Annotated in this window: 11 protein-coding genes; 3 read left to right on the forward strand and 8 right to left on the reverse strand. The window is 72.0% G+C overall.

Annotated features, from left to right (window positions below; genetic code table 11):
• Nucleotides 1-78: 78 nt before the first annotated feature.
• The 7 genes from ACIPTO_RS02855 to ACIPTO_RS02885 form a co-directional block, all read right to left on the reverse strand.
• Entirely contained in the window at nucleotides 79-921 is an 843-nt protein-coding gene (locus ACIPTO_RS02855) for a nitrilase-related carbon-nitrogen hydrolase (RefSeq protein ID WP_366311738.1), read from the reverse strand.
• 155 nt (nucleotides 922-1,076) lie between these two features.
• Complete coding sequence (locus tag ACIPTO_RS02860) at nucleotides 1,077-2,639, reverse strand: PucR family transcriptional regulator (RefSeq protein WP_401188938.1); 1,563 nt, start codon at nucleotides 2,637-2,639, stop codon at nucleotides 1,077-1,079.
• A 34-nt stretch (nucleotides 2,640-2,673) separates the two neighbouring features.
• Complete coding sequence (locus tag ACIPTO_RS02865; RefSeq protein WP_401188941.1) at nucleotides 2,674-3,963, reverse strand: aspartate aminotransferase family protein; 1,290 nt, start codon at nucleotides 3,961-3,963, stop codon at nucleotides 2,674-2,676.
• Nucleotides 3,960-4,802, reverse strand: a complete 843-nt coding sequence (locus ACIPTO_RS02870; protein WP_366311744.1) for a nitrilase-related carbon-nitrogen hydrolase — start codon at nucleotides 4,800-4,802, stop codon at nucleotides 3,960-3,962. Before ACIPTO_RS02870 ends, ACIPTO_RS02865 begins: the two co-directional genes overlap by 4 nt.
• Nucleotides 4,803-5,002: 200 nt before the next feature.
• Entirely contained in the window at nucleotides 5,003-6,640 is a 1,638-nt protein-coding gene (locus ACIPTO_RS02875) for a hypothetical protein (protein WP_401188944.1), read from the reverse strand.
• A gap of 136 nt (nucleotides 6,641-6,776) precedes the next feature.
• Entirely contained in the window at nucleotides 6,777-7,970 is a 1,194-nt protein-coding gene (locus tag ACIPTO_RS02880) for an MFS transporter (protein WP_401188945.1), read from the reverse strand.
• A gap of 34 nt (nucleotides 7,971-8,004) precedes the next feature.
• Nucleotides 8,005-8,256, reverse strand: coding sequence for a helix-turn-helix transcriptional regulator (locus ACIPTO_RS02885; protein ID WP_366311750.1), 252 nt, complete (start codon nucleotides 8,254-8,256; stop codon nucleotides 8,005-8,007).
• A gap of 32 nt (nucleotides 8,257-8,288) precedes the next feature.
• Between ACIPTO_RS02885 and map the strand changes: the two genes are divergently transcribed.
• Nucleotides 8,289-9,056, forward strand: coding sequence for a type I methionyl aminopeptidase (gene map / locus ACIPTO_RS02890; protein WP_366311752.1), 768 nt, complete (start codon nucleotides 8,289-8,291; stop codon nucleotides 9,054-9,056).
• 21 nt (nucleotides 9,057-9,077) lie between these two features.
• Here the strand turns inward: map and ggt are convergent, their stop codons facing one another.
• Nucleotides 9,078-10,877 (reverse strand): gamma-glutamyltransferase, encoded by a 1,800-nt coding sequence (ggt, locus tag ACIPTO_RS02895; protein WP_401188949.1) that lies wholly within the window; start codon nucleotides 10,875-10,877, stop codon nucleotides 9,078-9,080.
• Nucleotides 10,878-11,019: 142 nt separating this feature from the next.
• On the opposite strand from ggt, the gene ACIPTO_RS02900 reads away from it, so the two are divergent.
• Together ACIPTO_RS02900 and ACIPTO_RS02905 are read left to right on the forward strand one after the other, a co-directional pair.
• A complete protein-coding gene (locus tag ACIPTO_RS02900; RefSeq protein ID WP_366311756.1) occupies nucleotides 11,020-11,775 on the forward strand; it encodes a hypothetical protein in 756 nt (251 codons plus the stop codon).
• A gap of 116 nt (nucleotides 11,776-11,891) precedes the next feature.
• Nucleotides 11,892-13,460 (forward strand): CocE/NonD family hydrolase, encoded by a 1,569-nt coding sequence (locus tag ACIPTO_RS02905; RefSeq protein ID WP_401188952.1) that lies wholly within the window; start codon nucleotides 11,892-11,894, stop codon nucleotides 13,458-13,460.
• Nucleotides 13,461-13,496 lie beyond the last annotated feature (36 nt).

Genomic DNA, 13,496 nt, shown 5'->3' on the forward strand with positions numbered 1-13,496 from the left:
GTGCTGGTCGCGCAGTTCCCCGCGCCCCTTCGGGAGGGCTGCGCCCCCCCGAAGAAGCGCGGGGGAACCTACGTTCTCCTACGGTGCGGTCAGCGGGCCGTACGCGTCCGGGCGGCGGTCGCGGTAGAACTGCCAGCGGTCGCGGACCTCCCGGAGTTTCGCCAGGTCGAGGTCGCGGACGACCAGTTCGGGCTCCTTGTCGCTGGCGACCTCGCCGACGAACTGGGCTTCCGGGTCGACGAAGTACGTCGTGCCGTAGAAGTCGTTGTCGCCCAGCTCCTCCACACCGACCCGGTTGATGGCACCGACGAAGTACTCGTTGGCGGCGGCGGCAGCGGGCTGCTCCAGCTGCCAGAGGTAGGCCGACAGGCCGCGCGAGGTGGCCGAGGGGTTGAAGACGATCTCGGCGCCCGCGAGGCCCAGGGCGCGCCAGCCCTCGGGGAAGTGCCGGTCGTAGCAGATGTAGACGCCGATCCTGCCGACCTTGGTGTCGAAGACCGGCCAGCCGCTGTTGCCCGGGCGGAAGTAGAACTTCTCCCAGAATCCGGGGACTTGGGGGATGTGGTGCTTGCGGTACTTGCCGAGGTAGGAGCCGTCCGCGTCGATCACGGCGGCCGTGTTGTAGAGGACGCCCGGCTGCTCCTCCTCGTACATCGGCAGGATCAGGACGATGCCGTGTTCCCTGGCGAGGGCCTGGAAGCGCTTGACGATCGGGCCGTCCGGGATCGCCTCGGCGTACTCGTAGAACGCCTTGTCCTGGACCTGGCAGAAGTACGGTCCGTAGAACAGCTCCTGGAAGCACAGGACTTGAGCACCCTGCGCGGCCGCGTCGCGGACCGCCTGCTCGTGGACCTGGATCATGGACTCCTTGTCGCCCGTCCATGCTGTCTGGAAGAGAGCGGCACGAATCACGGTGCTCATCGGGACCTCCGGTCGCTAGGTGTGGCAGGAGCCTAGAAAGTCCGGATGTCGTCTTTGAGTTGCACGGTGTCACGTCTGCGGACGCGTGGCGTTCCACGGTGTCACCCTCGCGTGGACGCATGTTTCACCGCCGTTTTCCCAGGTAGTTCCATGTTTCACCCCTGTTGCGCGTCGTGCGCGAGGAGCGCGATGTGCACCGACGCGGCCTGCTCGAAGTCGTCGAGGTCCACCCCGAGCCGCCCCTCTATCGCCTCCAGCCGGCGGTACAGCGCGGGCCGCGAGACGTGGTGGAGCTGCGCGGTGCGCGACTTGTTGCGGCCGGTGGCCAGATAGGTGCGCAGGACGGCGAGCAGGTCCTCGTCGGCCGCGCACAGCAGACCGTCCAACTCCCGCTCCGCGAAGGACTGCACCTGCGGGTCGTCCCTCAACAGCCGGATCAGGCCGCGCAGATGGACGTCCTTGAGGCGTACGACGGCGGGCAGTTCGAGGGCGTCGCTGGAGTCGGCGACGGCGTCGGCCACGTGCTGTGCCTCGCGGAGACCGGCGGGCACGTCGTCCCAGACGGTGCGCTGCCCGGCGGCCGCCACCACCGCCTTCAACGCCCCCGACTCGGTGCGCAGCCGGCTCGCGAAGTGCGCGGCGAGGGCGTCCGCGTCCTGGTCGCGAGGCAGGCTGAGGAGGACGGCGGTGACTCCGTCGGCGAGTTCCGCGACCAGTCCGGGGAGCCCCAACAGCCTTAGCACCCGGTCGAGTTGGGCGGTGTCGCCATCGCGTACGACCAGCGGGACGAAGGTGCGCCGGTTGACGGGGAGTCCGGCCGCGCGGGCGCGGGGCAGGAGGTGGCGGGCCGCCACGACACCGCTCACCAGGTCGGTCAGCAGGCTCTGCGCGGACTGTTCCTCCCAGGTGTGGGCGGAGCCGCCGAGCATGCGGTGCAGGACGAGGGCCTCGGCGGCGCGGTCGGCGAGGAGGCGGCCGGTGGCGTCGTCGCCCCGGTAGCCGCACAGCATGATCTGTCCCCAGCGCTCGCCGCGTCCGCCCAGTTCGGCGCGGATCCAGCCGTCGCCCTCGCTGCCGCCGGCCTGCCGGGCGATGCGTTCCCAGTCGCGCAGTACGTCGTCCACCGCCGACCGCTCCCCCGCCGTGGCGAGGACCCGGTGCGCGAGGTTGGTGACGACGACGGGGCAGGCGCTGTGCGCGGCGACCTCGTCGAGCAGGCTCTGCAGCGGGGCGCCGCCGGTGATGAGTGCGGTGAGCGCGGTCCGTACCGCCTCGGAGAGGCTGACGGCGGCGAACTTCCGCCGTACCAGCCGGGACTGGACCTCCTCCGTCAACTCCGCGAAGGGAAAGGGCCGGTGGAGCACCACCATGGGCAGCCCGCAGCGCTCGGCCGCGCGGCGCATCACGTCCGGTGGCGCGGGGAAGGCCCGTCCGAGACCGAGGACGACGGCGGACGCCTCGGCGCGGTGCAGGGACTGGATGTACTCGGCCTGGGCCGCCTCGTCGTCGGCGAGGAGCACGCCGGTGGTGAGGACCATCTCGCCGCCGGTGAGCATCACGCCGACGTCGGCGGCCTCGGCGACGTGCACCCACCGTACGGGCCGGTCGAGTTGGCCCGCCCCGGCCACCACCTCGGGCTCCCCGGCGAGGACCCGTTCCAGGGCGAGGACCTGGCGCACCGACAGCGCGGGCTCCAGGGTGTCCGGGATGGTGGCCATAGCGTGTTTCCCTTGCTCGTACCGCTGTACCGCTCTACGACTGCGTGCTCCGCAGGGCCTGTTCGAGGATCGCGGCGCCCTCCTCGGCCTCCGCGACGGTCAGGGACAGCGGCGGGGCGACGCGCAGGGCGCTGGTGTTGTGGCCGCCGCCCTTGCCGATCAGCAGGCCGCCCTCGCGGGCCGCTTCGAGCACGGCGGACGCCGCCTTCGGGGCGGCCTCGTCGGTGCCCGGCCGCACCAGTTCGACGCCGATCATCAGGCCGCGTCCGCGCACTTCCCGTACGCCGGGATGCTGGGCGGTGACGGCTCGCAGCCGCTCGATGAGGAGGCCGCCGACGCGGCGGGCGTTGCCCTGGAGGTCGTGCTCCAGCAGGTAGGTGAGGTTGGCGAGACCGGCCGCCATGGTGACCTGGGTTCCGCCGAAGGTCGAAATGCTGTTGGAGTCCAGGCAGTTCATGATGTCGGCGCGGGCGACGACGCCGCCGACGGACATGCCGTTGCCGATGCCCTTGGCGAAGGTGAGGATGTCAGGCGGACCGTTCTCCGCGTGGGCCTGCCAGCCCCAGAAGTGGTCGCCGGTGCGGCCCCAGCCGGTCTGCACCTCGTCGGCGATCCACAACACCCCGTGCTCGGCGAGGACTTCGCGGAACGCGGCGTACAGGCCGTCGGGCGGGGAGGTGAACCCGCCGACGCCCTGGATGGGTTCGGCGATCAGCGCGGCGGGCGGCCGGACGTGACCGAGGAGGTCCTTGAGGTCCTCGACGCAGGCCGCGATGAACGCGGCGTCGGTCAGGTCGGCGTAGGGGCCGCGCGTGCGCACACCGCCGTGGACGTAGAGCGTCTGGAGCGGGGAGAGGGAGGTCGGGGACCAGCCGCGGTTGCCGGTGATGCCGACCGTGCTGAAGGAACGGCCGTGGTAGCTGTTGCGCATCGCCAGGATCTGGTTGCTGCGCCGGTAGGCCGTGGCGAGCATCAGCGCGGTGTCGTTGGCCTCGGTGCCCGAGGTGGTGAAGAAGACGCGGGCGTCCGGGATGCCGGACAACTGGGCGACGCGCTCGGCGAGTTCGACCATCGGCCGGTTGAGGTAGAGCGTGGACGAGTGGTTGATCCGCCCGGCCTGCTCGCTCACCGCCTTGGTGACCTCGGGGAGCGCGTGCGCGGTCATGGTGGTGAGGATGCCGCCGAAGAAGTCGAGGTACCTGGTGCCCTCGGCGTCCCAGACGTACCGGCCCTCTCCGTGCGTGATCTCCAGCGGGTCCTGGTAGTAGAGGGCCAGCCAGTCGGGGAGTACGTCCCGGTGGCGTCCCAGCAAGTCCTTGGTCACGGCTGCACCAGCCCTTCGTAGGCGTCGGGACGCCGGTCGCGGTAGAACGCCCACTGCTGGCGTACTTCCTCGATCAGCCCGAAGTCCAGGTCACGGACGACGAGTTCCTCGTCCTTGTCGCTGGCGACCTCACCGACGAACTGGCCTCGCGGGTTGACGAAGTACGACGTCCCGTAGAAGTCGTTGTCCCCGTACTCCTCCTGTCCCACACGGTTGATCGCGGCGATGAAGTACTCGTTGGCGACGGCGGCGGCCGGCTGTTCCAGCTGCCAGAGGTAGGCGGAGAGGCCGCGCGAGGTGGCGGACGGGTTGTAGACCAACTGGGCTCCGTTGAGGCCGAGTTGACGCCAGCCCTCGGGGAAGTGGCGGTCGTAGCAGATGTAGACGCCGACCTTGCCGACGGCCGTGTCGAAGACGGGCCAGCCCGCGTTGCCCGGCTTGAAGTAGTACTTCTCCCAGAAGCCCTTGACCTGCGGGATGTGGTGCTTGCGGTACTTGCCGAGGAAGGTGCCGTCGGCGTCGATCACGGCCGCGGTGTTGTAGTAGAAGCCGTCCTGCTCGATCTCGAAGACGGGGACGACGATCACCATGCCGGTCTCACGCGCGAGCTGTTGCATACGGCGCACGGTCGGCCCGTCGGGCACCGGCTCGGCCCAGCCGTAGTGCTCGGGTTCCTGGACCTGACAGAAATAGGGGGCGTTGAACACCTCCTGGAACCCGATGATCCTGGCACCCTGGCGGGCCGCCTCGCGGGCGTGTTCCTCGTGTTTCGCCACCATGGACTCGGTGTCGCCGGTCCAGGTGGCCTGGACCAGAGCGGCGCGTACGACGTTGGCCATGAGCTGCTCCTTCGACGGGACGCCAGAGCCTCTACGCCCGTAGACGAGGCCGTAGAGGGATGAACGTAAGCCTCCGGAGGAGCCTTGCCAAGACCATCGTCGTTAACCCGCGGAGTCGATCCTGTTTCACCCTCCGGTGGGTGAGCCGCTGCGCCGGGTAGCCGGGTCCTGCGCACCCCGCCGCTCGCCCGGCGGGGCGCTCACGCGGTGAAGCCCGCCACCCGCAGGGCGTGCACCAGGTTCCAGTGGCACTCGTCCGACGCGTTCTGCGCGGCCTCCACCAGCAGCGGGACCAGCCGCTGCGGGTCGGCGGCGACACTGCGGGCGACTTCCTCGGGGGTGCGGACCCTGACGTACACGTCGAGCAGGGCGCCGATCTCCCGGCGGCGCCCCTCCGCGGCCAGCGCGAGGACGGCCTCGCCGATCTCGGCGGCGGGGCGGGCGACGCCCTGGCGCAGGATCTGCTCGCCGTCCGCCGTGCGGCCCGCCGCGGCCAGCGCGTCCGCCGCGCCGACCAGCCGGTCGGCGGGCAGCGAGGCGGCCTCCCACAGCAGCGTGGCCCAGTCCGCGCCGAGCCCGGCGCGCTGGAGCTCGGCCGCGAGCAGCGGGAAGCGCGCGGCGGGCCAGTAGGCGGCCTCGGCGAGCAGCGCGTGCGCCTCGCCGCTACGGCCCTCACGGCGCAGCTCCACCAGCCGCCGCACGGCCTCCACGGTCTCCTGCCGCGCCTCCGCGTCCAGTGCCTCCCGCTGCGGCTGCGCCCGCTCCACCGGCCGGGCGGCGGCCCCGGCGAAACGGGCTCCGCGCGGGCCGCGCCGGGCGGCGGGCGCGGGTGCGGGCGGTTCCGGTACGACGGCCGCGGGGTCCGGGGTGGGGGTGGCGGCGTCGTCCTCGGCCAGGCCGGCGAAGCGGGCGCTGCCGCGGCGGCGCTTGCGCTGCTTGGGGTGGGGCGGGTCCGCGGGGGCGGGCTCGGGGTCCGCGAGGCCGTCGTCCAGGGGGTCGGCGTCGTGGCCGGAGGTGGTCCCGGGGTCTTCGAAACCGCCGTCCACGGGGTCCGGGGCGCCGTGCCGGGACGCGGGTCCGGGCCTGCCGAAGTCCTGCCGCGCGTCCTGGCCGTCGAAGCCGGGGTTCGCGCGTTCGAACTCCGCGTAGCCCCGGCCGTCGCGGTGCCGGGGTTCGGCGCCCTGACGGCCGCGGCCGGCGGGGTCGTGGCCGTGCCGTCCGTCCCCGGGGTCACGCTGGCGCGGCAGCCGGTGGGCGGCGGACGTGTCGTCGACGCGGAACACGTCGCCGTGGCGGTCGGGCGGGACGGCCGAGGCCGCCCGGGTGCGGGAGCGGTTGTCCAACTCCTCGATGCGCGAGCGGAGTTCGGCGCAGCGGGCGGTGGCGCGTTCGTGGTCGTCGTGGGCCCAGGCGAGGTCGAGGCGGAGGGCGTCGGCCGCCTCCTGGGTGGCGGCGGAGTTGAGCAACCGGCCCAGTTCCGCCTGCCGTTCGGCCGCGTACCTCTGCTCGCGGAGCATCACGTCGAGCCGGTCGCCGAGGGCGTCGCGGCTGCCGGGGCGGGCGTCGAACGCGGCGAGGGCGGCCGTGTGCAGGGCGCGGGCGCGGTCCTTCTCCTGGGCCACGGCGCCCGGGCCGTACTCGGCCGCGAGGTCCTGGAAGAGGGCCTCCACCACGTCCCAGGGCGGGACCTCACGCCCGTGGAGACAGGCCTGCATGCCCTCGGGGTCGCGCTGCCAGAACACCCCGCACCAACCGCCGCCCTGGTCGAGGCGTGCCAGCAGTCCATCGAGGTAGTTCGCGAACTCCCTCACCTGGACGGGGAGTTGATCCACACCCATGCCCCAACTCCCGCCAGACCGGAATACTCCGATCCGTAGAAAACACCATTCGTGTTACGACGCGGCTACGGAAGCTTTTCGAGCCGGGCGCAGAGGTCTGGGAGCCTACGCCTCCGGACCCCGCCCCCGCCGGGTTTCATGCCGTATCCGTCGTTTCCCGTACGGTTCCGGGCAGGGCGAGCCGCCTCCGGGACAGGGCCAGGACCAGCGCGCCACCGGTCACCCCGCAGGCCGCGAGCGCGGCGGCGGCCGACAGGGTCCCTGCGGCGAGGAGCAGGCCCGTGACGGCCGATCCGGCGGCGAGACCGGCGCCGATCAGGGTCACCAGCCAGGCGAAGGCCTCCGTCACCGTGCCGTCCGGGGCGAGTTCGCCGACCAGCCCGAAGGACACGGTGAGCAGGGGCGCGAAGAAGACACCGGTGCCGGCCGCCACCAGGCAGGCACCGGCGGGCCCGGGCACGAGCGCCACCAGCCAGTACGCCCCGGCCATCCCGGCACACAGCGCCACGGCCTTCAGCGGTGCGTCGGCGCTCCACCGCAGGGCTCCGTGGGCGACGGCCCCGAGCAGCGCGCCGAAGGCCGACAGGGACATCAACAGGCCCGCGCCGCCGGGCACTTGGTGCTGTTCGGCGTAGGCGACGCTGAACACGTTGAAGCCGCCGAGGGCCCAGCCGGCCCCGAACAGGGCGACGAGCAGCAGGAGCAGCGCGGGGCTGCGCAGCGGGCCGAGCCAGTGCGCGTCCCGGGTCCGGGTCCGCCATTCCCGGGAGGGCCGGGCGGTGGCCGTCACCAGGGAGCCGAGCAGTCCCAGCCCGGCCGCCAGCCACAGCGCGAGCGGCGCGGGGCCGAGCGCGGCGGCACCGGCGACGGCCAGCGGCCCCGCGATGAAGACGATCTCCTGCGCCCCGGCGTCCACGGCGTAGGCCGACTGGACCTCCTCCTCGGCCACCAGCTCGGGCCACAGTGCCCGCAGGCACGGCTCCAGCGGCGGCGCGGCGGCGCCCGCCACGACGGCCCCGCCGAGGCTGCCGGGGACCGACCCGGGGGCGAGGGCGAGGAGGACGTAGCCCAGGCCGGAGACCACGGCGGAGGCGATGAGCACGCGCGGCTGTCCGGTGCGGTCGACCAGGCGGCCGAGCAGGGGGCCGCCGATCGCACCGGCCACGGCGAAGACGCCGGTGGCGAGGCCGACGAGGCGGTAGCCCGCGCCCGCCTCGCGGAGGGTGAGGGCGATCGCGAGGGCGGCCATGGCGCTGGGCATGCGGCCGACGAGGGAACCGGCGAGCAGGCGCACGACGAAGGGGCGCCGGAGCAGGGTCAGATACGGCACACGTCTCCACTCGGGCGCACTGCGCGGACTCGGCTCAGACCGCCAACGGCGCGCACCTGAGGACGAGTTGGTCCATGGAGAGGCCGAGCGCCTCGGCGAGGGCGGCGACGGTGAAGAAGGCCGGCGTCGGTGCCCGGCCCGTCTCGATCTTGCGGAGGGTCTCCGCCGAGATGCCCGCCCGCGCCGCCACCTCGGTCATGCTGCGGCCGGCCCGCGCCTCGCGGATCAGCCGGCCGAGCCGTTCGCCGCGTTCGCGCTCTTCGGGGGTGAGAGGGGTGCGTACCATGCCGTCATTCTAATACCGGTATAGTAATTGGCATGGTGGAACTCAAGACGGACACGTCTATCGATGCGATGTACGAGGCGGGCCAGGTCGTGGCCCGTGCCCTCACGGCCGTGCGGGAGGCCGCCGACGTGGGCGTGTCCCTGCTGGAACTGGACGAGCTGGCGCACGGGGTGCTGCGCGAGGCAGGCGCCACCTCACCCTTCCTGGGCTACCGCCCCGCCTTCGCGCCCACCCCGTTCCCGGCGGTCATCTGCGCCTCCGTGAACGACGCGATCGTGCACGGCATCCCGGACGGCTACCGGCTGCGCGACGGCGACCTGGTCTCGATGGACTTCGGCGCCAAGCTGGGCGGCTGGGCCGGAGACTCGGCGATCAGCTTCATCGTCGGCACGCCCCGCCCCGCCGACGTCCGCCTGATCGACGCGGCCGAGCGCGCCCTCGCGGCGGGCATCGAGGCGTCCGTCGTCGGCAACCGCATCGGCGACATCGCCCACGCGATCGGCACGGTGTGCCGCGGCGCGGGCTACGGCATCATGGAGGACTTCGGCGGCCACGGCATCGGCCGCCAGATGCACGAGGACCCCGGGGTCCCGAACGAGGGCCGCCCCGGCCGCGGCCTCCCCCTCCGCCACGGCATGGTCATCGCCATCGAACCGATGCTCATCGCGAGCGGCCGGGACGACTACCACGCGGCGAAGGACGGCTGGACCCTCAAGACGAACGACGGTTCGCGCGCCGCCCACGTGGAACACACGGTGGCGATCACGGACGACGGCCCGAGGATCCTCACGGCCCGCTGAGCGCGCTCGCGCGCCCAGGGCCTAGTGCGCCGGGTCGACGACCATCGCCGACCCGCCGCCGCGTCGTACCTTCTCCGCCGCGGCCAGCCACTCGCCGTTCGGCAGCCGCTGCACACCCGTCGCCGCGCCGATCTCCGGGTTCAGGGTGAAGGCGTGCCCGATGGCCTCCAGCTGCTTCTTCACGTCGCTGCCGTAGAGGGCGGGTTCGAGTTCCGTCGTGGCCGCGTTGCGCTGGCTGGCGCGGGGCGCGGCGATCGCGTCGACGAGCGGGAGACCGCGGTCGAGGAACTCGGTGAGGGTCTGGAGCACGGTGGTGATGATGGTCGCGCCACCGGGTGAACCGAGCGCCACCACAGGCCTGTCGTGCCGGTCGAGGACGATCGTCGGGGAGATCGACGAGCGCGGGCGCTTGCCCGGACCGGGCAGGTTCGGGTCGTGGACGGCCGGGTTGGCCGGGGTGAAGGAGAAGTCGGTCAGCTCGTTGTTGAGCAGGAATCCCCGGCCGGGCACGGTCATCGCGCTGCCGCCGGTCTGCTCGATGGTGAGGGTGTAGGAGACGACGTTGCCCCACTTGTCGGCGACGGTGAGGTGGGTGGTGTTCTCGCCCTCGTAGGTCGTCGGGGCGGCCGTCCCCCTGGCGGTGCAGGGCGTCGGGTGGCGCGGGTCGGCGGGCGCGAGCGGGCTGGTGAGGACCGCGTCGTCCTTGATGAGGCAGGCGCGCGAGTCGGCGAACCGCTGCGAGAGGAGTTCCTTCGCCGGTACGTCCTCGAAGGCGGGGTCGCCGACCCAGCGCCCCCGGTCCGCGAACGCGATCCGGCTGGCCTCGATGTAGTGGTGCAGGTACTGCACCTCGCTCGCCTTCGAAAGGTCGGTCTTCTCAAGGATGTTGAGGGCCTCGCCGACGGTCGTGCCGCCGGAGGAGGAGGGCGCGATGGAGTAGACGCCGAGTCCGCGGTACGAGGTCCTCGTGGGCGCCTGGAGCTTGGCGCGGTACCGGGCGAGGTCCTTGGCGGTCAGCTTGCCGGGGCGGGCGTTGTAGCCCGAACCCGGGTCCACCTTCGGCTTGTTGACCGTGGCGAGGATGTCCTTGCCGAGGTCGCCGTGGTAGATCGCGCCGATCCCCTTCTTGCCCAGTTCCTTGTAGGTCTTGGCGAGTTCGGGGTTCCTGAAGGTGGAGCCGACGACGGGGAGCTGTCCGCCGGGCAGGAACAGCCTTGCGGTGTCGGGGAAGTAGCGGAAGCGGGTCTCGTTGGCCGCCGTCTGGCTGCGGAAGGTGTCGTCCACCGTGAAGCCGTCGCTCGCGATGCGCTCGGCGGGCTTCAGGACCGTGCCGAGCGACCGGCTGCCCCACTGGTCGAGCGCGGTCTGCCAGGTGGCGGGCGAGCCCGGGGTGCCGACGCTGAGCCCGCTGGTGACGGCGTCGGCGAAGGAGAGGGGCTTGCCGTTCTCCACGAAGAGATCGGAGTCGGCGCTCAGCGGGGCGGTCTCACGGCCGTCGATGGTGTGCACGGTACGGGACTTGGCGTCGTAGTAGACGAAGTAGCCGCCTCCGCCGATGCCGGAGGAGTAGGGCTCGGTGACGCCGAGCGCGGCGGCGGTGGCGACGGCCGCGTCGACCGCGTTGCCGCCCTTCCTCAGCACCTCGATACCGGCGGCGGTGGCGTCGGCGTCGACGCTCGCGACGGCACCGCCGTAGCCGACGGCGACCGGAACCTTCTTCGGCGTGCCGCTCGTGGCGGCCGGTGGGGCCGCCGCCCCGACCGACACGACGGCGGCCGAGACCGCCAGGACCGACAGTTTCCGTGCCACAGGGCGACGCATCCGTACCTCCAGTCGGGACCGTCCGCGCAGCGTAGCCACATTGCCATGCCCCCAACAGACCACCTCGCGCCACTGTCACACGAGCGCCACACGTCGAACACCGGTACGTACCAGCCATGTCGGGCCGCTAACATGCGCGCCCATGAATGACGACGTGCGCAACATCGTTCTGGGCGTGGCCGCCGCCGGCATCAGCGCCGCGCTCGGCTGGCTCGCCCGCACCTATCTGTGGAAGCGCAGACTCCGCCGCAAGCAGGCGTTCTTCGGGCTCCCCGACAACTCCGAGTCGCTGCTCGTGGTGAACCGCGAGGCGGGCGGCCCCGAACTCACGGTGATGCGGCACGACGTGTTCGCGCTGCTCGAACTCGCGGCCCTGATCAAGGACTGCAACGCGCACGCCCAGGTCGTCGCGCACGACGCGGCCCAGCAGGGCTTCGGCGAACGCACCGAGTTCTGCGTGGGCGGCCCGGCCTCCAACCGCCGTATGGCCGCGCATCTGGCGTCCCTGCTGCCGGGCATCCGGGTCAACGTCGACCCGGAACCGGGGCCGGACCGGGGCGCGTTCCAGATAGGCAGCGAACGCTACCGGCTCGAACCCGGCAAGGGTGAGTACGTGCTCCTCGCCCGCCTCACCGCGGGCCAACTGGGCGGCGCACGGCCGGTGTTCCTCTTCTGCGGCCAGCGGGCGATCACCAACCAGGCGGCGTCCCGCTACCTCGCGCGAAACCACGAGAAGCTGGCCCGCAAGCACGGCGGCAACACCTTCGTCCTGCTGCTGAAGGTGGTCAACTCGCAGGCGTACGGGCCGGACGTGGTGGAGCTGGTCGCGGACGTGACGCGGGCGGCGGAGACGCCGCTGCCCGCCCCGGCTCCCCGGAGTTCGCACCGCGCCTCCTGAGGTCGGACAGACGTCAACAATCTTTACTGGCACGTAACTTACCGACGGGTTACCCCGGTTGAAGGAGGCCGGTTACCGTCGGGTCACTTTGCCGTGACACGTGTGAGGAGCACCCCGTGCGAACCCATCGCCACGCCCTGCGGACGACCGCCGCGGGCGCCGTCTCCGCGACCCTGATCGCCGGAGGCGTCCTCGGGCTCGCCCCCGCCGCCCAGGCCGCCACGAGCGGCGTCCGCTACGTCGACATCACCGGCGACGGCGGGACGGGACTCGCGGCGAACGTCGTCATGCCCGCGGGCGCCGACGGCTCGCGCGACTACCCGCTCCTCGTGCTGCCCACCAGCTGGGGCTTCCCCCAGGTCCAGTATCTGGCCCAGGCCGAGAAGCTCGCGAACTCCGGCTACATCGTGGTGAGTTACAACGTCCGCGGCTTCTGGCAGTCCGGCGGCGGGATCGAGGTGGCGGGCCCCGAGGACGTGGCCGACGCCTCCCGGGTGATCGACTGGGCGCTCGCCAACACCCCGTCCGACGCAAGGCACATCGGCATGGCGGGGGTGTCGTACGGCGCCGGCATCAGTCTCCTCGCGGCCGCGCACGACAAGCGGATCAAGGCAGTTGCCTCACTGAGCGGCTGGGCGGACCTGATCGGTTCGATCTACTCGGGCCGCACCGAGCACGTCCAGGCGGCGGCCCTGCTGAACGGCGTCGGCGTCGTCACCGGCCGCCCGAGCGCCGAGACCAGCCAGGTCCTCAAGGACTTCCTCGCCTCGAACCTCTCCAGGGAACAGGAGTTGATCGACTGGGGGAAGGTCCGCTCGCCCTCGACCTACCTGGACCGGATCAACAGCAACGGCACGGCCGTCATGCTCGCCAACGGCTGGGGCGACACGATCTTCCCGCCGAACCAGATCGCCGACTTCTACGCCGGGCTGACGGGCCCCAAGCGCCTTGAACTCCGCCCCGGCGACCACGCCACCGCCGAACTGCCCGGACTGTTCGGCGTGCCCAACGACGTGTGGACGGACACCGGGCGCTGGTTCGACCACTACCTCAAGGGCGCGGACAACGGCATCGACCGCGAGCAGCCGGTGGAGCTCAAGTCCCGTACCGGGGGCGGCTACGAGGGCTATCCGGACTGGAAGTCGGTCGGCGCGACCCGGCGGAAGATCGACCTCGCGGGTACGACCACGATCCACACGAACGTCGACTCGGGAGCGGACGGCGGGATCGTCTTCCTGTCCAGCATCCTCGACCAGGTCGCCCAGGTGCCCCCGCTCGCGTACGTCCCGCTGCTGCCCCGCCGCTGGGCCGCCGTCTGGCAGTCGGGGACGTACGGGAGCACCCAACAGGTGCGCGGCACCGTCATGGTGCACACCACGGTCACGGACACCAAGGAGAGCGGCACCCTCGTCGCATACCTCTACGACGTGGGCCCGCTCGGCCTCGGCAAGCTGGTCAGCAACGCGCCGTACACCTGGCACGGGCGGACGCCCGGCCAACCGTTCGGTGTGGACCTGGAGTTGGACTCCACCGCCTACGACGTCCCGGCAGGGCATCGTCTCGCCCTGGTCGTCGACACGGTCGACCCGCTCTATGTCGAGCACAACCCGACCGGCGCGCAGCTGACCTTCTCCTCGCCCGTGAACGACCCGTCGTACGTGTCGATCCCGCTGCGCGAGCAGTGATCTCCGGCTGCTGCCGGGCGGGCACGTGCCCTCCTA

The organism is Streptomyces sp. NPDC090083 (assembly GCF_044747445.1).
Classification (GTDB): Bacteria; Actinomycetota; Actinomycetes; order Streptomycetales; family Streptomycetaceae; genus Streptomyces.